Annotated in this window: 24 protein-coding genes and 1 other RNA gene; 11 read left to right on the forward strand and 14 right to left on the reverse strand. The window is 56.9% G+C overall.

Annotated features, from left to right (window positions below; translation table 11 throughout):
- Both JO972_RS09070 and galE read right to left on the reverse strand, forming a co-directional pair.
- Positions 1-1,077: an NAD(P)-dependent alcohol dehydrogenase gene (locus tag JO972_RS09070; protein ID WP_343221564.1), complete on the reverse strand. Its 1,077-nt coding sequence runs from the start codon at positions 1,075-1,077 to the stop codon at positions 1-3.
- A 153-nt stretch (positions 1,078-1,230) separates the two neighbouring features.
- A complete protein-coding gene (galE, locus tag JO972_RS09075) occupies positions 1,231-2,229 on the reverse strand; it encodes a UDP-glucose 4-epimerase GalE (RefSeq protein WP_309489719.1) in 999 nt (332 codons plus the stop codon).
- 63 nt (positions 2,230-2,292) lie between these two features.
- Between galE and JO972_RS09080 the strand changes: the two genes are divergently transcribed.
- From JO972_RS09080 to JO972_RS09120, 9 genes are all read left to right on the forward strand, one after another.
- The gene (locus tag JO972_RS09080; RefSeq protein WP_309489720.1) at positions 2,293-3,063 is read left to right on the forward strand and encodes a M14 family metallopeptidase; all 771 of its coding nucleotides are present in this window, start codon (positions 2,293-2,295) and stop codon (positions 3,061-3,063) included.
- Positions 3,060-3,656, forward strand: coding sequence for a Holliday junction branch migration protein RuvA (gene ruvA, locus JO972_RS09085; RefSeq protein WP_309489721.1), 597 nt, complete (start codon positions 3,060-3,062; stop codon positions 3,654-3,656). The genes JO972_RS09080 and ruvA overlap by 4 nt, the downstream gene beginning before the upstream one ends.
- A gap of 190 nt (positions 3,657-3,846) precedes the next feature.
- Positions 3,847-4,923 (forward strand): pyruvate dehydrogenase (acetyl-transferring) E1 component subunit alpha, encoded by a 1,077-nt coding sequence (gene pdhA / locus JO972_RS09090; RefSeq protein ID WP_309489722.1) that lies wholly within the window; start codon positions 3,847-3,849, stop codon positions 4,921-4,923.
- Between the two features lie 46 nt (positions 4,924-4,969).
- Positions 4,970-5,953, forward strand: coding sequence for an alpha-ketoacid dehydrogenase subunit beta (locus tag JO972_RS09095; protein WP_309489723.1), 984 nt, complete (start codon positions 4,970-4,972; stop codon positions 5,951-5,953).
- A gap of 79 nt (positions 5,954-6,032) precedes the next feature.
- Positions 6,033-6,389, forward strand: coding sequence for a hypothetical protein (locus JO972_RS09100; protein ID WP_309489724.1), 357 nt, complete (start codon positions 6,033-6,035; stop codon positions 6,387-6,389).
- Positions 6,390-6,592: 203 nt separating this feature from the next.
- Positions 6,593-7,936: a pyruvate dehydrogenase complex dihydrolipoamide acetyltransferase gene (locus JO972_RS09105; protein ID WP_309489725.1), complete on the forward strand. Its 1,344-nt coding sequence runs from the start codon at positions 6,593-6,595 to the stop codon at positions 7,934-7,936.
- Positions 7,937-8,052: 116 nt separating this feature from the next.
- Positions 8,053-8,712, forward strand: a complete 660-nt coding sequence (locus JO972_RS09110; protein WP_309489726.1) for an SDR family oxidoreductase — start codon at positions 8,053-8,055, stop codon at positions 8,710-8,712.
- Positions 8,713-8,800: 88 nt separating this feature from the next.
- Complete coding sequence (locus tag JO972_RS09115; RefSeq protein WP_309489727.1) at positions 8,801-9,352, forward strand: cysteine dioxygenase; 552 nt, start codon at positions 8,801-8,803, stop codon at positions 9,350-9,352.
- A gap of 5 nt (positions 9,353-9,357) precedes the next feature.
- The gene (locus tag JO972_RS09120; RefSeq protein WP_309489728.1) at positions 9,358-10,563 is read left to right on the forward strand and encodes a YeiH family protein; all 1,206 of its coding nucleotides are present in this window, start codon (positions 9,358-9,360) and stop codon (positions 10,561-10,563) included.
- Here the strand turns inward: JO972_RS09120 and JO972_RS09125 are convergent.
- The 11 genes from JO972_RS09125 to queA all read right to left on the reverse strand — a co-directional run bounded on the left by JO972_RS09125 (position 10,555) and on the right by queA (position 19,753).
- Entirely contained in the window at positions 10,555-11,793 is a 1,239-nt protein-coding gene (locus JO972_RS09125; protein ID WP_309489729.1) for a competence/damage-inducible protein A, read from the reverse strand. The genes JO972_RS09120 and JO972_RS09125 overlap by 9 nt on opposite strands.
- A 44-nt stretch (positions 11,794-11,837) precedes the next feature.
- The gene (pyrE, locus tag JO972_RS09130; protein WP_309489730.1) at positions 11,838-12,404 is read right to left on the reverse strand and encodes an orotate phosphoribosyltransferase; all 567 of its coding nucleotides are present in this window, start codon (positions 12,402-12,404) and stop codon (positions 11,838-11,840) included.
- Positions 12,405-12,469: 65 nt separating this feature from the next.
- Positions 12,470-12,562, reverse strand: an RNA gene (gene ffs, locus JO972_RS09135) — signal recognition particle sRNA small type.
- 41 nt (positions 12,563-12,603) lie between these two features.
- A complete protein-coding gene (locus JO972_RS09140; protein WP_309489731.1) occupies positions 12,604-12,924 on the reverse strand; it encodes a hypothetical protein in 321 nt (106 codons plus the stop codon).
- Between the two features lie 65 nt (positions 12,925-12,989).
- Positions 12,990-13,388 (reverse strand): adenosylmethionine decarboxylase, encoded by a 399-nt coding sequence (gene speD, locus JO972_RS09145; protein WP_309489732.1) that lies wholly within the window; start codon positions 13,386-13,388, stop codon positions 12,990-12,992.
- Between the two features lie 9 nt (positions 13,389-13,397).
- Entirely contained in the window at positions 13,398-14,486 is a 1,089-nt protein-coding gene (locus JO972_RS09150) for an ion channel (protein WP_309489733.1), read from the reverse strand.
- 25 nt (positions 14,487-14,511) lie between these two features.
- Positions 14,512-15,303, reverse strand: a complete 792-nt coding sequence (locus tag JO972_RS09155) for a hypothetical protein (protein ID WP_309489734.1) — start codon at positions 15,301-15,303, stop codon at positions 14,512-14,514.
- A gap of 9 nt (positions 15,304-15,312) precedes the next feature.
- Positions 15,313-16,209, reverse strand: coding sequence for a DUF350 domain-containing protein (locus tag JO972_RS09160; RefSeq protein WP_309489735.1), 897 nt, complete (start codon positions 16,207-16,209; stop codon positions 15,313-15,315).
- A gap of 23 nt (positions 16,210-16,232) precedes the next feature.
- Positions 16,233-17,075, reverse strand: coding sequence for a hypothetical protein (locus JO972_RS09165; protein WP_309489736.1), 843 nt, complete (start codon positions 17,073-17,075; stop codon positions 16,233-16,235).
- 17 nt (positions 17,076-17,092) lie between these two features.
- Positions 17,093-18,754 carry a polyamine aminopropyltransferase gene (locus tag JO972_RS09170; protein ID WP_309489737.1) on the reverse strand — a complete coding sequence of 554 codons (1,662 nt, stop codon included), beginning with the start codon at positions 18,752-18,754 and terminating at the stop codon, positions 17,093-17,095.
- Between the two features lie 6 nt (positions 18,755-18,760).
- Positions 18,761-19,753, reverse strand: coding sequence for a tRNA preQ1(34) S-adenosylmethionine ribosyltransferase-isomerase QueA (queA, locus tag JO972_RS09175; RefSeq protein WP_309489738.1), 993 nt, complete (start codon positions 19,751-19,753; stop codon positions 18,761-18,763).
- Positions 19,754-19,869: 116 nt separating this feature from the next.
- On the opposite strand from queA, the gene JO972_RS09180 reads away from it, so the two are divergent.
- Both JO972_RS09180 and JO972_RS09185 read left to right on the forward strand, forming a co-directional pair.
- On the forward strand, positions 19,870-22,062 hold the full coding sequence (locus JO972_RS09180; RefSeq protein WP_309489739.1) for a glycosyltransferase: 2,193 nt from the start codon (positions 19,870-19,872) through the stop codon (positions 22,060-22,062).
- Between the two features lie 124 nt (positions 22,063-22,186).
- Positions 22,187-22,591 carry a hypothetical protein gene (locus JO972_RS09185; protein WP_309489740.1) on the forward strand — a complete coding sequence of 135 codons (405 nt, stop codon included), beginning with the start codon at positions 22,187-22,189 and terminating at the stop codon, positions 22,589-22,591.
- Positions 22,592-22,798: 207 nt separating this feature from the next.
- On the opposite strand, the gene JO972_RS09190 is transcribed toward JO972_RS09185, so the two are convergent.
- Positions 22,799-23,731, reverse strand: a complete 933-nt coding sequence (locus tag JO972_RS09190; protein ID WP_309489741.1) for an ABC transporter ATP-binding protein — start codon at positions 23,729-23,731, stop codon at positions 22,799-22,801.
- Between the last annotated feature and the right edge of the window lie 24 nt (positions 23,732-23,755).

A 23,755-nucleotide genomic window follows, 5' to 3' on the forward strand; every position in this document is an offset into this window, starting at 1 on the left:
TTACGGGGTGATGGCAATTTTCAGGACTCCGTCTCGTTGATTGGCAAACAGGTCATAGGCTTCCTCAATCTGATCCAGACCGTAGCGATGGGTGACCAGGGGGCCGAAATCAATGCGCTCCGACTCGATGGTATTCATCAGCCGGCGCATCCGTTCTTTCCCTCCGGGGCACAAGGAGGTGACGATTTTGTGATCGCCCAGGCCGGCGTGAAATGATTCCAGCGGAATGGTGAGATCTTCGGAGTAAACACCCAGACTGGACAGGGTGCCACCTGGCTTGAGGATCTTGAGGCAGCTTTCGAAGGTCGATTGCAAACCGAGCGCCTCGATCGCAACATCCACGCCACGCCCCTTGGTGATGCGCATGATTTCTTCCACGGGGTCGACGCTGTTGAAGTCGATCACCTCATCGGCGCCGAAGCGTTTGGAAATTTTCATCCGTGCCGGTAAGGAATCGACCGTGATGATGGTGGTGGCTCCGCGCAGTTTCGCTCCAGCGGTGGCGCAGAGTCCAATCGGCCCCTGTGCGAAAATGGCCACGGTGTCGCCAATCTGAATATTTCCAGACTCCGCACCGGCAAAACCGGTCGACATAATATCCGGGCACATGAGCACTTGCTCGTCGGTTAGGCTGTCGGGAATAGGAGCCAGATTCGTCATGGCATCGGGCACTAACACATATTCAGCCTGAGTGCCGTCGATGGTATTTCCAAAACGCCAACCACCTAACGGTTTTAACCCGTGGGCTGCACTTTGACCGTCTTGAGAGCTCAATCCATCGAGGCAGGCATTCGAGTAACCGCTGGGGCAGATGGCTCCGGCAATCACGCGCTCACCTTCGTGGTAGCCCAGAACGTTCCGGCCTAACTTTTCAATCACCCCGACAGGTTCATGACCAATAGTGAGTCCCTTGGCTACAGGGTATTCGCCTTTCAGAATGTGGACGTCAGTGCCACAAATCGTGGTCGTGGTGATGCGGATCAGGGCATCGTTTGCGCCCACATCGGGCACAGGTTTTTCATCGAGGACGATTCTTCCTGGTTCGACAAAGATAGCGGCTTTCATGGGGGTGGACATTGGGTGATAGAGGTTGGTTGTTCTCTATCATACGTCTCTGACCATGAATGGACTACGCGTATCTTGCGCAACACTGCGCATAAACGCGGGTGCTGTTATTTGGTGGCAGAAATCTGCCACTGGTTGGACTTGGGGACGAGTTTTCGCCTGATGTTAGTCCTGGGTGTCGCCGTAGCCGTCAGGGTGGCTTTGGTGCCATTTCCAGGCGGTGGCGATGTTGGACTCGATGTCCATGTATTGCGGCTCCCAGCCGAGCTCGGTGCGGGCCTTGGTGTTATCGGCGTAGAGCGATGGAGGGTCGCCCTCGCGACGAGCGGCTTCTTCGGCTGGCACGGGCAGACCGCTGACTTTTTCCACCGCGTCGAGAATTTCTCTGACGGAGGTGGGTTTGCCGGTGCCGAGGTTGTAGTCGACAAATTTGTTAGGCTCGGCGAGCTGATCAAAAACGGAGATGTGAGCGCGGGCGAGATCGTCGACGTGGATGTAGTCGCGCAGGCAGGTGCCGTCGGGCGTCGGGTAATCGGTGCCGAAGATTTTCAGCGCACCACGTTGACCTGTGGCGGCGGCGATGGCCAGAGGGATGAGGTGGGTTTCCGGTGCGTGGTCTTCACCGATGCTGCCGTCCTCGGCGGCGCCGGAGGCATTGAAGTAGCGGAACACAGCAGAGGATATCTCGCCAGTGTGAGCGAGGTCCTTGAGGATGTGTTCGACGTGAAGTTTGGTGGTGCCGTAGGGATTGATGGGGGACTGGGGGGTGTCTTCCACAATCGGCAGCTCGTCCGGTTCGCCGTAGGTGGCGCAGGTGGAGGAAAAGACGAATTTTTTCACTCCGGCATCGGTCATGGCGAGCAGGAGCTGAATGGTGTTGCCGACATTGTTCTCGTAGTATTTCAGCGGATCGGTGACCGACTCTCCGACGTAGGCGAAGGCGGCGAAGTGCATCACGAGGTCGATTTTTTCCTCAAGGAGGATTTTCGCCACAGCGCTGCGATTACCGAGGTCCTCGTTATAAAAGGTGACGTCGTCCGAGATGGCGGAGCGGTGACCGAAAACGAGATTATCCAGAACCAAGGCGCGATGACCGGCGGCCTGGAGCTGTTTGACACAGTGGCTGCCGATGTAGCCGGCGCCTCCTACAACAAGAACATTCATGCCGGCAGGCTATGATTTCAATTTGAAGTTTCAAGTTGCAAGTTCGCGTATTACATTGCCGGCGTGAGCATTGATGTGCAGGCATACTTGGAGGAATTCCATCGCGAGGCGAGCGCCCGTGGATTTGTGGGCGAGGTGATGGCGGAGGTGGCTGGATATAATATACCCGCCTATTCGAAACAGGCTGAGGGCAAGGAGCTGGTGTATCTTTCCGCAGGTTGCCACGGCGATGAGCCCTCGGGTGTGCATGCGATGTTAGAACTGCTGCAGGAGGGGGCGTTTGACGATCGCTTCAGCTGGCTGGTTTGCCCTCTGTTAAACCCAACAGGATTGGCCGCCGGAACGCGTGAAAATGCGGAGGGACTGGATCTTAATAGGGACTATCTGAAAAAGCAGAGCGCCGAGGTTCGGGGGCATGTCGCGTGGCTTGAGCGGCAGCAGGTGCCGTCGCTTTTAGTCTCTCTCCACGAAGATTGGGAGAGCACAGGGTTCTATCTGTATGAGATTCAGAAACATGTCTGCCGTAGCACCGCCAAGGCCATCCTCGAAGCGGCGTCCGAAGTTATCATCACGGAACCGAGTCCCATCATCGACGACCACGCTGTCCGCGAACCGGGTTGGATTTTCCACCAACCACAGGCGGATTTCCCCGATCAGTGGCCGGAGGCGATCTTCATGGCAGAGCGTGGTGCGACCGTTTCCTACACGCTCGAAACACCGAGTTCGCGTCCTCTCAAGGATCGTGTCCGCTGTCACAAGCTGACCGTGCTGCGCGCGATTGATGAATTGCGGTTGACGCAAGGGGGCGCGGCTGAGTCTAATTGCCCAGAATGATCGCAAGAATTCGAGGGAAGGTGTTAGAGGCACTGCCGGGTCGACTGGTGGTGGACGTCAATGGAGTCGGCTACATGCTGACGGTATCGCTCAGCACCTATGACTCCATCAATCCGGTGGAAGGCACCGAGGTCGATCTGCGCACGCATCTGCACATTCGCGAGCAGGCGCACACGTTGTATGGATTTGCCTCGGCGGCGGAAAAGGATTTGTTTCTCCTCCTGATCGAGCGTGTCACGGGGATCGGGCCGGCCATTGGCATGGCGGTGCTCAGTGGTATGCCGGTGGATCATTTCAAAAACTGCGTGGTCAATGGCGATGCCGCGGCACTTTCCCAAATCAAGGGGCTCGGTAAAAAAACTGCCGAGCGCATCATTCTCGAACTCAAGGATAAGGTGGGAGTGGCGGAAGCCTGGCAGGCTGCCAGTGGCGACGCGGTGCCCAGTGCCGCTATCGATGCCGAATCCGCTCTGATCGGTCTCGGCTACAAACAAGCCGAAGCCCGCAAGGTGGTGGCTTCCGTGGCGAAGCTGAAACCCTCCGCACCGACCGAAGACCTGCTCCGCGACGCCCTGCGCATGCTGAATTCCTAGGTGTCGAGTCGTCGCCAGACGCATTTTTCTGGTCAGTCCCAGCTTGCTTGCGTAATTTGCACGGGCATGCAGCCCTGTGGCGATCTGGGATCTGCAATTCTGCCCGGAGTCGCTTTGGGCTTGATCCTACTATCACTTACCACTAATTCGTCCCAGCCAACCTTCTCGCTACACAATCTCAAGATACACCATGATGGATTCACCACCTTCCCTGCTCGATTTCTCCCAGTCCAAGGTCAACAAGGACCTTTCCAATGATGACAAGATTGCCTTCTACCGTCACATGGTGCGCATCCGCCGATTTGAGCAGACAGCGCTGAAGTTCTATAACGGTGGGAAAATGGGAGGTTTCCTCCATCTTTACATCGGTCAGGAAGCGGTCGCCTGTGGCACGATTTCCCTCTGTGGAGACAACGATCACGTCATCACCGCCTACCGCTGCCACGGCCACGCGCTGATGGTTGGCATGGACATGAACGAATGCATGGCCGAGCTCTACGGTAAAGCCACTGGCTCCGCCAAAGGTAAGGGCGGATCGATGCACTTGTTCGCACCGGACAAGAATTTCTGGGGTGGCCACGGCATCGTCGGTGGTCAGACACCTCTCGGTCTCGGCCTTGCCTACGGCCTGAAGTATAAGGGTCTCGAAGGTTGCTGCCTCTGCTACATGGGTGATGGCGCCGTCAACCAAGGTGCTTTCCACGAATCTCTCAACCTCGCAGCCCTGTTCAAGATCCCGGTCGTTTATATTATCGAAAACAACGGCTACTCCATGGGAACCAGCCAGAAACGCTCCAGCGCTTACAAGGACTGCCTTGCCCAACGTGCCGAAGCCTACGACATGGATTGGGACGTGGTGAATGGGGAAGACCTCTACGAAGTCCGTGCCAAAACCCACATCGCCATGGAACGCGCTCGCAAGGAGAGCAAGCCCACCGTGCTGGAGATCTCCACTTACCGTTACTACGGTCACTCCGTCGCCGATGCGAATGCCAAGAAATACCGCACACCGGACGAGATTGAAAAATACAAAACCTACCACGATCCCATCCGTCTTTGGCGCCGCCGCCTGATTGAGGAAGCTGTCTTCACAGACGTCGAAGCCGACGCCATCGACAAAGAGGCCAAGCAAGCCGCCACCGAGGCCGCTAAGTTCGCCGATGAATCACCGGCGCCGACTGTCGAGTCCATCTTCGAAGACGTCTATTGGGAAACCGATAACAACACCGAGGCCAGCAAGATCGGCCGTCACTTCTTTAACGACTAAGCAGTGCTGTAAACTCAAACTCTGACACACTAACAAACTTTTTCTCATGCGCGAAATTTTATACCGCCACGCCATCCGTGAAGCCCTCGACGAAGAACTTGCTCGCGACGAAAACGTCGTCATCATGGGCGAGGAAGTCGCCGAATACAACGGAGCTTACAAAGTCACCGAAGGACTCTGGGACAAGTGGGGCGACAAACGTATTGTCGATACTCCCATCTCCGAAGCCGGCTTCATTGGCATGGGCCTCGGAGCATCCATGTTAGGCGTTCGTCCTGTCATGGAGCTGATGTTCTGGTCGTTCCACTCCGTGGCCTTCGATCAGCTGGTGAACAACGCCGCCAACGTGCGATACATGTCTGGTGGGCTTTGCAACTGCCCGATCGTGATGCGTGGCCCAGCCAACGGCGGAACTGCTGTTGGTGCCACCCACTCCCACACACCGGAAGGTCTCTTCGCCGCATTCCCCGGCCTGAAAGTTTGCTCTCCTGCGACTCCAGCCGATGCCAAAGGTCTGATGAAAACCGCCATCCGTGACAACGATCCTGTTTACGTCATGGAAAATACTCTTCTCTACGGAACCAAAGGCCACGTGCCAGATCCTGCCGACGGCGATCACTTGGTGCCACTTGGAAAAGCGGATATCAAACGCGAAGGTTCCGATGTTTCCCTGATCGCCCACGGTCGCAGCGTGCTGCGTGCCCTGGAAGCGGCCGAAACGCTGCAGTCCGAGCACGGCATCAATTGCGAAGTGTTGGATCTGCGTTCCATCCGTCCGCTCGATCAGCAGGCCATCATCGACACGGTGATGAAAACAAACCGCGCGGTATTGGTGGACGAGAGCAAGCCATTCTGTGGTGTCTCCGCTCAGATCACCACGCTGATCCAGGAACATGCCTTCGATCACCTCGACGCTCCGGTGAAACGCGTCTGCACCCTCGATGCCCCCGCGATCTACTCGCCGCATATCGAAGACGAGCAGCTGCCGAACCCCAAGCGCATCGTTGATCAGGTGCTGACCATCGCCTAAGCCACGAGTCGCAGAGCTCTGATTTATTCCCCTTTTTTCATTGCACTGACTCACCTAACGCCTAAACTTTTTTCTGATCATGAAAACTACGTTCCAACTTATCGCACTCGCTCTGCTTTCCCTCGCATTCTCATCCTGCTGTGGCCTCCTCCCATGTGGTGGATCGCTCACTGCTGAGAAGGAAGTGACCACATTCACCGAAACTGAGCGCACTGTTTACACGGGTAAATCATCCTACGTGGTGACTGACCGTGTGCCACAAACTCACACGGAGGAAGTCTCCATCTGCTGCAACAAGTGCGGATCCAGCTTCTGCCCTAAGCCTGAGTGCTGCGGTATCGTCAGCAAGGCTGTTCTCGCCCGCGCCACCGCTCAAGGCGGCACCGGTGAGCCACAAATCGGCCTGATCCCTACCATGAAAACTCTCGCGGAGTAATTCGCTTAGCTAATCATCCTTCATTTTTTATCGGCCGTGACTCGTTTTGAGTCACGGCCGTTTTTTTGTCACTGGGAAGAGAATGATCCCGCCGCAGTGCTTGGGAATCCGCCTCAGGTGACGAATGCTAAATTCAAACCATAATCAGCTTGCCCAATCGGCGATGATCACCGATTAATTCGGCAAGCCAAAGACTTCTTCCTATGCCTATCAATATTGAAATGCCTAAACTCTCCGATACGATGACGGAGGGGACTCTCGTCCGCTGGAACAAACAAGTTGGAGATGAAATTGAAATAGGCGATGTCATCGCCGAAGTCGAAACCGATAAAGCCACCATGGAAATGGAGGCATTTGACGAAGGCACGCTGACCGAAATCCGCATTCAAGCCGGTGACAAAGCCCCCGTGGGTGCCGTGCTCGGAATTCTCACCGAAGAAGGTGAAGAAGCCGGATCGTCCGCTCCCGCTCAAGAATCAGCTCCCGAGCCAGCCGCTGATGCACCTGCCAGCCAGGAATCCGCTGCCGCATCGGCCCCGGCCGCCGGTCAGCAGTCAGCACCCGCTGCAAGCACCGACGATTCAGGAAAACGCATCAAAGCCTCACCACTGGCACGCAAGATTGCTGCCGACAAAGGAGTCGACCTCGCCAGCCTCAGCGGCTCAGGCCCTGCCGGCAGAATTGTCAAAGCCGACGTAGAAGCTGCTGCCTCCGGGTCTGCAAGCAAAGCGACCTCACCACTTTCCGCCGCCGCCAATGCTCTGGCAGCCAGCGCCAAGTCTCAAGCAACGCAGTCAGCCGCACCGGCTGCTGCTCCTGCCCCTCAAGCGACGGCCATCGCGCCGACCGTGGCTGCCGAGGACCAAACAATCGAGCTCAGCTCCATGCGCCGCATCATTGCGGATCGCCTGCTGACATCCAAGACCACCATTCCTCACTTCTACCTGCACGTCGAAGCGGACACCGCTCCTCTGATGACGCTTCGCAAACAAGTGAACGCCCAGGCAGAACAAACTCACGGCAACAAGTACAGCGTCAACGATTTCGTCCTCAAGGCAGTGATCAATGCGCTGCAGGCCGTGCCTGAAGTGAACGCCTCCTTCAATGGCGACAGCATCGTGCAGTTTGCCAAGATCGGCATCTCCGTAGCCGTGGCCGTGGACGATGGTTTGGTCACTCCCGTGGTCAAAGACGCTGCCAGCAAGTCGATGATGCAGATTTCCCAAGAGGTCAAGGATCTCGCTGTTCGTGCACGCGACAAGAAACTCAAGCCAAACGAATTCGACGGCGGAACCATCACCGTTTCCAACCTCGGTGCTTGGGGAATCGAGAGCTTCGATGCCATCATCAACCCACCACAAGCTGCCATCCTCAGCGTGGGCGCCATCGTGCAGAAGCCTGTGGTGAAAGACGGAGCAATCGTTCCCGGTCAGCGTATGAACATCGGCCTGAGCTGCGATCACCGCGTGGTCGATGGCGCAGTGGGTGCCAAGTTCCTCAATGAAGTTAAAAAACTCATCGAGAACCCGGCCCTGATGCTCGTTTAATCGAGCCTGCCTCACGCAAAGTCTTCTATCCTCTGCCCTGCGGAGGAGGAAGCCAACCAAGCTAGTGCGCGTGGACGAGATTCCCCTTGTCCACGGCCAGCTCAAACACTCCGACCATGTCCCCAAGCCAAGCCCTCATCACTGGCGGCGAGGGGGACTTGGCCAAGGCCATCCGCTCGTCTCTTGAGCGGGCCGACATCAAGGTGCTCGCTCCAGGGCGGAACGAGCTCGATGTGACTCGCAGCGACTCCGTCAAACGTTACCTTTCTGAAGCAGGAGAAATTGATTTGTTAGTCTGCAATGCCGGGCTCACAATTGATCGGCCCTTGCTGAAAATGACCGAAGCCGATTGGGCGGAAGTCATGGCAGTGAACCTCACTGGATCGTTTCGCTGCGCCCGCGAAGTTTCGCGTGGTATGATCAAGCGCCGCTGTGGGCACATCATTTTCATCTCCAGCTTTTCCGCCGTCCACCCGCCACAGGGGCAGGCGAACTATGCCGCGGCGAAGTCTGCCTTACTTGGGTTGATGAAATCCATGGCGCAGGAATTGGGACCGCGAAATATCCGGGTGAACGCCATCCTTCCTGGGTTTTTGCCTACGAAGATGACCAGTGCACTGCCAGCGCAGGTGGTGCGGAACGCCGAGAAAAAACATGTGCTCGGTCGGTTCAACAGTGCCGAAGCGGTGGCTAATTTCATCAGCTTCCTCCACCAGCAGCTGCCACATACCTCCGGGCAGGTGTTCAACTTGGATAGTCGCATCTTATCTTCATGAGTGGATTTAATACTGACTAACTTGGGTTCTTTAATCATTAGTAGTTTACTCTTGTTTACGGAGTCCAAGAGTGGTTATTTTGCCGCCAATGATGACGGTCACGTTCCCAGAGAAGCTTCAACCACTGATTGATTACTTGGCACAGGTGAAACATCGACCGGATATGGAGGTGCTTCGTCAGCACATGTTAGAGGCTGATGTGACTGCCGAGGACATGGGGGAGTTCGTTCAATACAATGCCTCTGGTTATCGTCGCAATATGGTGTTCGAGAGTGACGCCGTGGAGTTGCTTTGCCTTTGTTGGAAAAGTGGCCAGCGCAGCCCTATTCACGACCACGCAAGCTCAGTCTGTGGCGTGAAAATTATCGAAGGCACGGGCACAGAGACCGTCTTCGAAAGGACACCGAGCGGCTACATCAAAGCCGTCAGCTCGGAAGATTATTCTTATGGCCAGGTGCTTGTTTCCGAAGATGCCGACATCCATCAGGTGGCTAATTTGCAATCCACCGATCAAGATTTGGTCACCTTGCACATCTACTCGCCGCCTCTGCGTAGCATGAAAACGTGGATGATTGATTCGCCAAAGACAAAGATCTACGAACCGATCAACGAAGGCCACATTGATGGCTGCGGCATTTAGCTCAGATGGCATTAGTCGGAGAAAAGCCGGTGGCTGCGCCGAACAGGCCAAGCCTGTATGACCAGTTGGAGAGCGGCGGTTTTGCTTCGCTGGCCTCGATGGAAGGGGCGTGGACCGATTGGCCAGCTGAGGAGTCCAACTCCAAAACTGGCAGCAAGAGTAACGCCTGGGTAGGATTACTCGCAGCGCTGGCAGTGACCGCGCTGGGCTGGTGGATGCACACGCTGCCATTTGCTCCGTTTACATTCGAAGGCGCGACCTTGGAACACCCGCTAGGGGTTTCGGTGTTAGCTATTTTGCTAGGTATGTTGGTTGCCAACGTCATTCCGGTCAACCGTGTCCGCGAAGGATGCCAATGGATCACCGCTTGGTGCATTCCTGCGGCAGTGGTCTGCCTGGGCGCGAATATGGATTTACGAGCTCTGGGAGGCATCGGAGTGGGTTTGTTCGCTTTGGTGATCGGGCTGATGCTAGTGGCCATTGCAGTGGCTTATACCACTGGGAAATGGTTCGGCATGAGCAGTCGGGCTGCTTATCTGTTAGGAATTGGAACTGCCGTCTGCGGCAGCAGCGCGATCCTTGCCACGGCACCCGTATGTGCCGCCGACGATGAAGACGTGGTGGTCACCGTTGGCGTGGTGAATTTGGTCGGCCTTCTTGCGATGTTCACCTGTGTTATGAGCCTGTGGGTGATGCCCGTTAGTGCGGAGCTTTTTGGTGCTTGGACTGGTGCGACGATTCATGCGGTGCCGCAGGTGATCGCTGCCGGTGAAAGCCATGGCTCGGATGCTGCGGTGATGGCGACCTTGGTAAAATTAACACGAGTGACCTTGCTCGCTCCGGTGGTCTTGCTCACTGCTCTGGCTGTCACTTCTCGGGGGGCTGGCGCAGGTTCTCAGAAACGCCAACAGCTGTGGCGCTACATCCCTTGGTTTGTCTGGGGTTTTGTGGCACTGGCTGCCGTGCGCGCTCTTGGCTGGTTGCCGGTGTTGGAGTTTTCTCCAGATCAGGCAGGCGTGGTTCGAATGCCTCTGAGCGATTTGCTGGGCAGCGTATCCAAGTGGCTACTAGCACTCTCAATGGGCGCCATTGGCTTGCAGGTGCACTTAAAGCCGATGCTGAAATCGGGAGCCAAGGCGCTGGGTGTGGGCGTCATCACCTGGGTGGTTATGAGCGCTGTGGCCTTGCTGCTTTTGCCGCTGCTATTTTGAATTGGCAAGCAGCTCTCTGCGCAGGAAATCTAGAACGGTCTGGCTGACCACCTGCTTAAAGACTTCGCGACCACGGTTGTGGCAGCGGTGCACGGCGTAACTTTTGCCTGCGATGGCAATACCGATCCACACGGTGCCCACCGGTTTGTCCTCCGTGCCACCCGTCGGCCCGGCAATGCCGGTGACCGAGGCGGCGATATCCGCGCCGGACGATTTCAACGCGCCTTCAGCCATGGCGATGGCGACTTCTTCGCTGACCGCGCCGTGGCGTTCGATGACGTCGGCGGGAACACCCAACATCTCGACCTTGGCCTCATTGGCATAGGTGACGAAGCCGTGGGTGAATACCTGCGAGGCGCCGGAAACGTCGGTGACGCGGCTGGCGATCCGACCTCCGGTGCAGCTCTCGGCGAGTGCGAGTTTCTTGCCCTGCTCGCTGAGCAGGCGCACCAGCACCTGTTCGAGGTTTTCATCACAGGCGCTGAAGCATTGTTCTGGAAAAGCAGCCTGGGCAATGCTGGCGGCCTTGCGAACGGCCTCGGCTTTTCCGATCAATCGAAGGTCCACTTCGGCTGGCCGGGCGCAGTAACCAATTTCCAAGCCTTCGATGGCATTGAGTTGCACGTCAAGGTCCTGATGGAAGTCGCTTTCGCCGACGCCGGTGCACCGCAGCACCTGCATTTGATAATCTCCCGAGACTCCAGCCAAGGCACGCAGGCGAGGCAGCACCTCGGCGCGGAACATGGGGCGAAGTTCGTTCGGTGGTCCAGGGAGTAAAAAGAGGGCGCATAGGCGATCGCCACTCATACGCGGCGGCGCATAGATGCCGGGGGCAGTGCCGTTGGGGTTGGGGAGGATGTCGGCGCCTACCGGGTTGAGCGCTTGCTTTTTATTCGACTCCGCCATCGGCCGACCACGTGATGCGAAGAAGGCTTCGAGCGAGCGCAATGCGGCCTCATCCGTGATCAGATCCACGCCGAGAACTTCCGCTGCGGCTTCGCGGCTAATATCATCGCTGGTGGGGCCGAGGCCGCCGGTGATGATGACCGCATCGCTGCGTTCCATCGCCTCGCCCAGAGCGGTGATGATGGCCTCACCATCCGGGACCGTGGTCTGCCGCTGGACACGTAGCCCCAGTCCTAACAATTCCATGCCCATCCACGCGCCGTGGGTGTTCAGGGTCGTTCCCAGCAGAAGCTCGCTGCCGGTGTTGATGATCTCGATATTCACAGCGATGCGTTCTGATGGATTATGGAATCTTGGAAAGGGGAAACCTAGTCCAGCAGGGTGCTGCGGGAGAAAAGGGAAACCACTGGGATACCACGAGCTTCGATGGCTTCGCGGCCACCTTCTTCGCGATCGACCAGAACCAGAGCGAATGCAATCTTGGCGCCGGAGGCTTCAAGCACATCGGCCGCTTTCAGGGTGGATCCGCCGGTGGTGATGACGTCATCGACGATGACGATGGTATCGCCTTGATTGAAGTTCCCTTCGATTTGCTTACCCTTGCCGTGGCCTTTGGGTTCCTTGCGCACGGTGAACACCTGGAGCGGTTTTTCATCGCTGGCAGAGGTCATGCCGACGGCCAGAGAGATCGGGTCGGCACCTAGGGTCATGCCGCCGATGGAGTTGGCTTCGACGCCGCGTTCGCTGAGTTCGGCCTTCACAGTGTCCCAGCCGAGCTTGCCAATCAAGGTGGCTCCGACCGGATCCATGGCGGTGACCCGGCAGTCGATATACAGATCGGACTTTTTCCCGGAGGCGAGTGTGAATTCGCCGGTGCGGACGGATTTTTCAAGAAGGATGGATTTCAGTTGAGCTCGGATATCGTCGTTGGCCATGCCCCCTTTTAAGCACTGAATCCTGAATACTTCCAACTGAATACGCCCGACAGGGCCAAAAAAAATACTGCCAGGAACTGCGGCAATGACGGACAAACTGTGGCTGCTACCTTTCGGTCCTGACCAAATTCATCTGCCGGCACTCCACAGCCCTGACAGCGAGGGGTTCTTAATCTCTCTGCGCAGGATTGCAAGAGGTTTATGCAGGATCTGGCGTCTTACCGTTGCGCGAAATGGCCTCACCGGTGCGTGTCAGCTGGCCGAGGAATAGCACGGAAGCCGAGGCGAGAAAAATGCCGCCGGTGAGCAGGCCGATACCGCAGAACCAGTCGGCTCCCGAAAATAGCCAAGTGATGGCAGAAACGGCCATCACGCCGAGACCCGTCAGGGCTAGGCCAATGATCAGGCCGTAGCTGAAAACGGTGACGGCCGGTCCGGCGAGACGCTGAGACCAGAGGGTGGCAAATTCGGCTGCGGTCGGTTTGAGATCGGCGGAAGTGGTTGTGCTTGGTTCATTCATAACGAGGCGGAGAATGGCTCCACTGCGTGAAAAGATGATGAACCGAGGGTGAAAAGACGGTGAAATCAGTGTGGCACTGAAGCCGTCTCAAGTGCCGGTGGTCGGCGCTCCAGCCGTGTGAGGGTGTGTTTCCCCGGCTTGAAGGCGTCGAGCAGCTGAGTGGTGATGTTTTCCGCAATCTCCGGCAGACCACAGGTGAAGACATCGAGTGCCGCGTAGCCGTGTTCCGGCCAAGTGTGGATGGCGATGTGGCTTTCCGCGATGACCACCACGCCGCTCAGTCCGTGCGGGTTGAACTGGTGCAGCACAGTCTCCACCACGGTAGCTCCCGCCTGCCGCGCCGCTTGTTCGAGAGTCTGCTTGAGCAGGGGAAGTTCGGTGAGCAGCGCCGGTGCACAGTCGGCACACTCCAGAAGGTAATGGACTCCGGGGGCTGGATGCGAGGACGCTGCGGTGGGGGACATGGGGGGAGTTTAAGCGATCAGAGAATTTTCGAAAGCGACAAAATGCTGCCGTTTTTCCGTGAGGACAAAAAGTTGGTCGTCCGGTTCGATGACCACCGATTTGGCCGGGTTCAGCATGCTTTCGTCGCCACGTTTGATACCGATGATTTGCAGCTCCTCGGGGCTGTCCAAGGCGGCTTTTTGCAGCTCGAAGATTGGTTTGCCCTTGAGTTTGGTATCGAAGATATAGAGCTGGCTGCCGACTTTGTTCGACAGCAGTTGGGAAAAGACACCGTGCAACCCGGGGTGGAGAAATTCCTGCACCAGGATGCGATCGCAGATGCCCTCGGTGGCCACCGCGCTATCGATGCTGGAGTGGCTGACCATGCGCAGGCTTCGCTCATTAACCAGCTCTGCCACCGTGTTGATGCTGCTGCCGGTTTCTTCTTCGATGTGTTCGATGATGGAACCGATGGCGTAGGTGCAGGCATCGCTGGCTGCGCTGTGGGCGTCTTTGGCGAGGATGAATGCGCCGGATGCCAGCCGAATGTTCGCCCGCTCGAGAGCCAGGTCATCGGTGGGGTCTCCCTTGACGAACTCGATCCCTTCCTTGCGCATGGTGTGCGAGATTTCCTCGATGCTATTGCAGAGTAACACGATGGGGGTGTCACGGTGTTTCGGCGTCGCGCGGATCTCCTGCACGATCTGCAGGACTTTGGTCTCTGAGGGGCAGTGGCAGATGATGATGTGGTTTTTCATTTTACAAGGGGCTAGTCCTTTACGTTTACGGGCGGTGAAATCAATGAGGGCCTCGGCAAGGCTTCCTAACAGGTAACCGATCAGGCCAATGCCGAGGATGAAGCAGGGGTAAGCGATGAAGAAGCGACCGATGAACGACTGCGGGTAATAATCGCCATAGCCGACCGTGGTCATGGTGACCATCGCCCACCAGATAGAGTCGGTGAGAGTGAGCTCGGTCTGGATATCGCGCTCGGCGTAATAAAAGCCGATACCGAAGATGAGGTTGAGTAAAAACGCGCCCGAAAGAGCGATGCAGATACGCCCTAACAGAGATATTTTCCCCAGTTGGAGCAAGCGGCGCAGAATAATGAAGAGCATGGCATCGGTCGCGGTTAGAGATCGCTTAGTCCAAGTTCCACGGCTGTTGCCAGATCGGCTTGTCCCAGCCGGGCAGGGGCACGGGGATGTCGTAATTGTGTCGGTCTTTCAGCGGATACCACGCTTGCAGGTTGCTGTGGATCTCGACATCGGACGGATGGAGCTCGCGCAGCAGCATGAATCCTTGCTCGGCGATGTCGTCTAACACCTCTTCTCCGGAGATCGTGCCGCCTTCGTGATGATCATCTGGATACGCCAAGTCGATGGGTTTGATCGCACTGTTGCAGATTTCTAAAATCTCATCCCAGAGGTTGCCGGAGTTCATTTCCAGCGGCCAGTAGGTATTGCCTCCGGCCAAGCGATCTTCCTGGACGAACTGGCAGTAAACCATCTCCACGGCACTGCCGCCGAGGTGTTCGATGATGGGGATGCGGAGATCCTCCCAGCGCTCGTCGTCGAGGAAGCGCTCCCAGGCCGCGGTGGAATTGAAATTTCCAAACTCGGCAAAGGCGAACTCACCCTCGGCCAGATCGACGGCGGAGAAAAGATCGAAGTAGGTAAGCAGGGTGCGGTAGCGCGCGGCGAAAGCGGTGGCCTTGGCCTTGCCTTTCTCGGTGAGCACGTAGTGATGCTTGTCGTTGATCTCGACCAGCTCCTTCACCTGCAGCCAGGTGAGGCTCGACTGCAGATACGCCTCATCGTTGGGCAGCAGCACATCGTAGCTGCGGTTCTCCTTCTGCATCAAGGTGAGCAGAAAGGTGCCTGCGAAGGTTTTGATTTCCTCCGGTGAGATGGAAAAGTGAATGACGGAATACATGGGGGATGCTTAGAAAAAGGCGCCTTGAATGAGGAGGGAGACACCCACGGCGGTGGAGACCTCGATCAGTGCGGCGCCCCAGTTTTGGTCCTGGTGGATCTCATCATCAAGATGGGCGCCGGAGAGCAGCAACTTGTCCATAACCACCCGCGTGATGATCAGCAGGAAGGCGGAGACGACTCCCCAGATGGCGAGTGCGATCAGGCTGTCGTAGCTTTTGACAAAGAAACCAAGCAGCAGACCGAATGCCACCAAGCTGCCACCCAGAGCCACGCCCGCAGCGGCATTGTCGCGCTCGATCTCTGCGTGGAGATCGAAGCGGGTGCATTTCTGATAGATGAAGCAGAAGACAAATAACAAGGCCTGGGTGATGGCAAACCAGACAAGGGCGGCGCCCAGCTCGGCCACGAAGGTGCCGGACTCTTCATCGCCTAACACCGCGCGGATTACCAGGGCGGTGGCGATGTAGGAACCGGCCTGAGCCGCTCCCATGCCGATGTTGCGATCGGTGACGAGTTCCTTTTTGTTGGAAAACTTGGGAAAGAGCACCTTGTCGTTAAAGACGCGGGAAACCAGCAGAAGGATGCAGGCGATGCCGGACCAGACGGCGGTGCTTCCGAGGTCGAGCAGCCATGCATTTTCATCCGCCTCCAGCACCTTGAGGCTGGCAGGTGCGGTGAGGATGCCGTGGATGACGAGGCAGAGGGAGAGCAGGAATCCGGCGAAGGAAACGGCGACCGCTTTGTTGTCCTCTTTGGTGAGCTGATCGTTCAGCGAGTAGCCGGCGCAGGCTTGGTTCACCAGCTTGGCCAGCCAGAGGATGACGGCGGCGACGATGAGGTAAACGGCCACCCGCCAGTCGGCGAGGTCACTGAGCGGGGAGAAATCGAATGCGTTATCGAACATGGGATGTGAATGTTAGGGGGAGATTATTTTCCGCCGCCGAAGGAGCTGCGTGAGCGGGATGAGGAGGAACTGCCGAAGCGTGAGGATGAGCTCGAGGATCGTGAGCCGAAGCCTTTGCGGCTGGTCAGAGTCTTGGACGGGTTGCGTTTTTGAAAACTCTTCTGGCTACTGGTCGGGTTCTTCAGTGGCGCCTTGATTTTGGTGGCGGTTTTGTTGAAGTTGGGCGACTTGATAGGCTTCGCCACGGCCGGCTTGCTGCTGGCGGTAACATTTTTGCTGTAGGGCTGGGCCTTGTGGTGATTGGCGTATGCCGCCTGCGATCTGGGCGCGTAGTTGGAGTAGCCGCCGGGGTAGTTATTGTATCCCCAGGAGGAGTAATAGGGGCGGTGCGAGCTGATCAGGTAGCTCCACAGCAGCACATCAGTCATCGAAGTGCGGTGATGGTAGTAGTGATTGTTGCCGTAAATGTGCTCATTGCCGTGGGTTTGCACGGTGACTTGTTTCTCGCCCTCTTGCTCGAACTGGATCACGCAGAGCTCCTGTTCCTCGCCTGCCTCCGCACTTAATTCGGTGGTCAGCGAGAAGCCGTGCTGGCCGCCGTCATTGATCTCGGTGACCTTGATGTAGTCCACCTTGTTGTCCTCATTGAGGTCGAGATTGTTGACCGTGTTACCTTTTTCGTTGAGCTTCTCTTCGAACTCCTTGGCTGTTTTTACCTTGGTCGCGAGATCGGTGACCGCTTGCAGGTTCAGTCCATCCGCTGCGGTGTGCACGATGGTGGTGACGTATTCGGTGTTGTTCCTGCCGCAACCGGTGAGAAGGAGGGCGGCGGCAGCCAGGGGGAGAATGAGGAGTCGGTGAAGCATCGTGGGAGTAGCGGTTGTTAGTAGTTCCAGCCTTGTAGGTAATACTCTAAGACTGAGGGTCGGGTCAATGTTGAGATGGTTTCGTGAGCTGTGTCGAGCGATCCTTTGCCAAAATAGAGACTTGCGCGGATGAGGTCGGGTGTGAGGTAGCGGAGATCTTGGGGGAGTTCATCGACTTTGGAAAGCCTCTGACGGAGTTCAGGCTCGGATTGTGTGCCTTGATGCGCGGCGATCCACCACCCCCACTCACCGAAGGACGGCACGTGGTCGTGATAGGGGATGGCGCTGTATCCGGCGGCTCTGAGTGTGCGGCCGATGCATAAAAATGCCTCCTTAGCCCGATACGGTGAGGTGGACTGCTGGACGATCACGCCGTCGGCATTGAGTTTGCTTTTGAGCGCTTGGTAGAATGGCAGGCTGTAGAGCTTGGCCAGATCTGGGCTGGAGGGGTCGGGGAAATCGAGGATGATGCAATCGAAGCTTCCCGTCGCCTGCTGCACGTAGGCGATGGCGTCCAGATTGATCACTTGCAGTTCTGGCGAGTGAGGATTTCCCGGTTGAATGGTGCGGCGTTGGTGGGGGAGTTCCAGTTGGTATGGGCCGTCTGAAGTGATCGCCTGGTTGGAAATCGTCTGCACGCGCGCGTCGGTCAGGCTGCCTTCGTTGATGCCGACGAGATCCGCTTGCTCGGCCGCGAGCCGAGTCATTTCCGGGTCGAGATCCACTAAGACAATCTCTTCGACGTCTGGATACTTGAGGAGCTCGCGCACCGCCAAACCGTCGCCACCACCGAGCACGAGGATGCGCTTTCGGTGGGTCAGCAGCTGCATCGGCGGGTGCACTAACATTTCGTGGTAGATAAACTCATCGGTGGACGAGAATTGAATGTGGCCGTTGATGTAGCAGCGCAGGTTGGAGTTCTTGTCTTTGGTGAGAACAATGTGCTGATACTGGGTGCTCTCGGAGAAGATGACGCGATCGAGATAGAGCTGCTGCTCGGCGTGCAGCGACCAGCGGTGCGACTTCGCCACACCCACTCCAAGCGCACCAGTCGTCACCACAATCCCCGCCAAGATGAGTGCCGGGTGTCGAGTTTGTTTGCGAAAGAAAAACCAGCAGAGCAAAGTCGCGGCCACGGTGAGAAATGCCAGAATGTATGCCGTCTGGTGCAGGGAGAAAAATTTCGGCAATACAAAGATCCATAGCAAGCCGCCCGCCAGTGCGCCGATGTAGTCCATTTTCAACACCCGTGCGAGGTTGTTCCGGATGTCCTCCGAATAACCCTCATTGATCCGAGTGATCAGGGGGATTTCAAAGCCGATGAGTAGCCCAATCACACTGATCAGCGAGTAGTGCACCAGTCCGAACTGATAGGGAGCGTAGGAAAAGGCCAGCAGCATCAGCAGCGGACCAAAGCCGCCCAACAAGGCTAACAACAACTGCGACCCCAACATCGCCGAAACCACCCGCCGCGCCGGAATAAAGCGCTGCACCTCCGCGCCCATGCCCATGCAGAACAGCATGATGGCAATCACCACAGCCCACTGCTGCACGCTGTTGCCGAGCAAGTCGGAGGCAATCCTTGAAAAAGTGTATTCGTAAGCCAGGCCGCAGCCGCCCATGACGAAGATCACCGCGCCGAGAATCCAGCCTTGGGTTTTGTTAGGGGTGGGGGTCATGGGGCGTTAAAGGATGAGCATGCAGTCGCCGTAGGAAAAGAAGCGGTATTTTTCACGCACTGCTTCCTCGTAGGCAGAAAGAATGAGGTCTCGGTTGGCAAAGGCGGAGACCAGCATGATGAGGGTGCTCTGGGGGAGGTGGAAGTTGGTGAGCAGCACATCGACCACTTTGAAATTGTAGGGCGGGTTGATGAAGATGTCTGTTTCGCCGCTGGTTGCTGTTAGTTCGATTGGATGCAAATCCTTTGCCAGGGATTCGAGCACGCGGGTGCAGGTGGTGCCGGTGGAGACGACTCGACCCGTCTGCTTCGCAGCGTTGATGCGGTCGGCGCTTTCCTGGCTGAGATGGAATCGTTCCGAGTGCATTTCGTGGTCCTTGACGAACTCCGCTTTCACCGGGCGGAAGGTGCCAACACCGACGTGGAGTGTTAGGAATGTGTGGTTGAGCTTGGCGAGGATCTCTGGAGTGAAGTGCAGGCCGGCGGTGGGAGCGGCGATGGCGCCTTCTTCGCGGGCGAAGGTGGTCTGGTAGCGATCGCGGTCTTCCACGTCGCTCTCGCGGTTCATGTAGTGGGGCAGGGCGAGGCGGCCGTGGGTTTCTTCGTCGACCGCTTGGTTCCAGCGGATGATACGGTTGCCACTTTCCAAGATGCTCTCGACAGTGCCGGTGGCGTCGCCAATTTCCACCGTGCGTCCCGGCTTCATCTTTTTCCCGGGGCGCACCAGGCATTCCCAGACGAGTTCGGAAATCTTGTGGGTGCAGACGAGTTCGATCTTCCCATCGTTGGAAAAAAAGCGGGCGGGGGTGACTTTGGTATCGTTGAGCACCAGCAAGTCATTGGGCTGAAGATACTCCGTGATGTCGGTGAACATGCGGTGTTCGATTTTTCCAGAGTCGCGGTGGATGACCATCATGCGCGAGGCTGCGCGATCGTCGAGCGGTCGGTCGGCGATGAGTTCATCGGGCAGGTGGTAGTCGAAGTCGGTGGTTCGGAGCACGTCTGCTTATTAAGTGGCAATCGATAAACTTCAAATACCAAACGCGAAATCCGAAATGTCTCGCTGTCGGCATTTTGGTATTTGGTATTTAACATTTCGAGTTTAGAAAATACCTCGTGCCTCGAGAGAACATGCAGCGCTTGCAAGTGGACGGGAAATTTTTCCGTGCAGGAGGTCGGCGAGTGTTCTTGAAGATGGTGACCTACGGGCCTTTTCCGGAGCCGCTGCCCGAGCATCTGGCACAGCCACTTCCTGAGCTGCAGAGGATTCGGCAGGCGGGATTTAATGCGATTCGACTCTACCACGAACCGGATCTGGCGCTGTTGGGCGCCGCGGCCGAGGCGGGGCTCTGGGTCTTTGCCGGTTTGTCCTGGGACCAGGGGCGGGATTTTATTTCGCAGCCGTCGCTGCTGGCGGAGGCCCGACTGAAACTCGATCATGGTTTGAAAAGTTGGGGGCAACACCCGGCGCTGGCCGGTCTCCTGGTGGGCAACGAGATCCCTGCCGACATGGTCCGCTGGATGGGGGTGAACAAGGTCCGCCGAGTGATTGAGCAGCTCATTGAGCAGGCTAGGGCGGTGCAGCCGGACCGGCTCTACGGCTATGCCAGTTTCCCGACCACGGAATTCCTCGAACCTTCGAATGCGGACTTCACCGCGATGAATGTCTATCTGGAGCAGCGCGAGCAGTTCGCCGCCTACTTGCCGCGCCTGCACAATGTCGCAGGAGATCGTCCGGTGCTGCTCAGTGAGTTCGGCTTGGACACACGCCGCGGCGGTGAAGACCGGCAGAGTGAGGTTCTGCAGTGGGCATTCGATGAATCGCTCAGTGCGGGCATGGCGGGACTGACGATTTATTCTTGGAGCGATTGCTGGCTGAATGGTCAGCGAGTGATGACCGATTGGGACTTCGGCTTGACCGATCGACAAGGGCGCGAGAAGCCAGCCTTCCATGCCCTGGCAGCCAAGTTGCCATCAATCCAACAACCGGAAGACGGATTGAATGTGGCCGACGGGCCGATGTTTTCCGTGGTGGTCTGCACTTACAATGGTGCGCACCGTATGCACCGCTGCCTCGCGGCTCTAACGGCAATGACCTACCCTCATTATGAAATCATCGTGGTCGACGACGGTTCAGACGATGATCTCGAACAGGTGGTCGCTGAGTATGATCAGGTCCGTTTAATTTCCATCGAACACGGAGGTTTGAGTGTGGCTCGTAACGTGGGGGCGAAAGCAGCCCGGGGAGAGATTATTGCTTACACCGATGACGATTGTGAACCGGACGCCGCCTGGCTGACGTGGTTGGCCCATGCCTTTGGTAAACATGGTTGGGACGCCTGTGGGGGACCGAATTTACCTCCGGAGCCAGCGGCTGAGGGGCATGGTGAGGAACGTTTGGATGAAGCGGTGGTGGCCTCGGCGCCTGGAGCGCCATCGCATGTTTTATTAGGCGATCAACAGGCCGAGCATTTACCGGGGTGTAATTTGGTGGTGAAAAAAGACGCCTTTGTCACGATCGGTGGATTTGACGGCAATTACCGGGTGGCTGGCGATGATGTCGACTTCTGCTGGCGACTAAGTAAAGCAGGCTTTCGCATGGGGTTTCACGGTGCTGCCTTTGTCTGGCACCGACGGCGAACCTCGCTGTGGCGGTATTTCAAGCAGCAGTATGGCTACGGTAAGGCGGAGGCTTTGCTGATGCGCGATCATCCGGAGCGATTTCGTAGAGCTGGTGGCGCACGCTGGCAGGGGCATGTCTATGCCGGAGGTGCAATGTGTGCCGACCAAGGGAGTGTGATCTATCACGGCCCGATGGGCACCGCTGGCTACCAGCAGCTGGTCCTGACGATGCAGCCGCAACGCCCCTTGCGCGATGGCTACTGCTCTCGGAAAGCTCGACGTCGGCTGGCTCTCGCCGAGAATATTCAACCTTGGATTCGAAGTTTCTCGCGCTGGTGGTTCAGTTTGGGCTGGCGGTCGAGTTTGGAAAAGGTGCCGAAGCGCAAGTCATTCATTCTGGTCGATAGCATGGAGACCTTCAATGAGTATGAATCGAAATGGTGGAGTGCGTCCAGCGTGTCGCGCATAGAGGTGCTGGAAGAGTTGACTCATGACGGCTGGTGCACGCTGGAAAATGATAGCGACTGGGATCTGGAGCGTAACGGACTGCGACTTCTGCTCGCTGAGGAGGTGCTGGATGATGGTCGGATCTTCCTGGCGCGCATGGAGTGCAGCGCGAGTAGTCGGGGTCGACTGCCTGCTGACTTTACGGGGCGATTGGAGTCGCTGGGACTGACTCGTATTTAACGCCTTGGGTGGATTTTCACTGGCGTTATAATCAACATGGACGATTGTAACCATGGATTGGAAATAGCTGTGTTTTAATCCATGTATCGAAATAAGGCTTGGCTGGGGTATCCGGCGGGTTCTTATGAAACTAACAGAAAACGAAAAATCAAACAACAAAACCATGGAAACCAACAAACATAACGACAATCACGATCAAGAATGCGATGCCAAACGTCACTTTGAGTCCTGCTCGGAGGCGTTTCAATCGGCCAAGGATGATGCTACGGAAAAAGCCAAAGAGGCAGCCCCCAAGATTAAAGGGGCAATCTCAGATGCCGTGCATGATGCGGCCTACGGAGCGGCTTACGGTGCATTTTTCGCCAGTGCCTTTGCCAATGAGTTCCTGCCACAGTCCGTCAAAGATGGACTGGCGAAGGGCGCGGCGGCAGGACGTGATGCCGCCGATAAGATGCGCGAGCGCGCCAAGGCCAGTGCCGAAGCTGCTCCCAACGATGGCGGCACCATTGAATTGCCGGCTCAAGCTTAGGCGGTGATTTTTTTTCGGAAATATGTAATAGGTCCCAATTCGTGACGTAATTACAGGCGACGAAAGTTGTGTATTCGTCGTGTTTCGATCTCCCGGTGAAATTCCGGATATCGTATGTGTGTATGGTCGGTGTCCTGATACGTCAGGGCACCGATCGTTTTTTTACCCAGGTGTCTACGCTAGGAGCCGGTTCGGCCGGGCTTCTTCTTAATCCTTGCGGGTCAATTCCACGAAGACCTCCTCCAGTGTTGATTTCTGGCGGTGCAGGGTGCGCATCGGCCAGCCGTATTGGCTTGCTATGTTGGCAATGCGTTCGCGGGTGTCAGTGCCGGAGTCCACCAGCACGGAGAACTTGGACCACTCATCACTGGTGGTTTCGGTGATGACTTTTTTGACGTGTTCGAGTCGTCCAATTGCGCCGGCGGCCGTCTCGGCATCGGCGAGCAGCTCCACGGTGATTTTTCCTGCGGTGCGCATGTTATGTACCAGTTCGGCCGGCGAGCCGGTGGCTTTGATTTTGCCTTCATCGATAATGATGACGTGATCGCAGGTCATTTCCACCTCATGGAGAATGTGGGTGGAAACCAGAATCGTATGCGTTTCTCCCAGTCGCTTGATCAGGTTACGGATTGAGCGGATTTGGTTGGGGTCGAGCCCATTGGTCGGTTCGTCGAGGATCAGCAGGTCCGGTTTGTGCACCAGGGCATCGGCGAGGCCGACCCGTTGACGGTATCCTTTGGAGAGCGTTTTGATCATTTTCCGGCGCACGTGGGTCAGGCCGCAGAGGTCCATGGCTTCGGCAATGTTGGTGCGTGCCTGCTTGCCTTTAAGTCCTTTGATCTGAGCGCGGTATTTGAGGTATTCGCGCACCCGCATGTCGTCATAAAGTGGCACGTTCTCCGGCATGTAGCCGATGTTGCGGCGGGCTTTGAGCGACTGCCTGAAGATGTCGTAGCCGGCGATATTCGCGCTCCCGGACGAAGGTGGGAGGTAGCCGGTAAGCATCCGGAGCGTGGTGGTTTTTCCCGCGCCGTTAGGCCCGAGGAATCCAACAATTTTTCCGGCGCCAACCTCGAAAGTGAGGTCGTTGACAGCGGTGTGTCTTCCGTAGCGTTTGCTGAGGTTGCGGACGTCGATCATAAAAGGTGATGCAAAGGATTGAGA

Source organism: Oceaniferula flava, assembly GCF_016811075.1.
GTDB lineage: Bacteria > Verrucomicrobiota > Verrucomicrobiia > Verrucomicrobiales > Akkermansiaceae > Oceaniferula > Oceaniferula flava.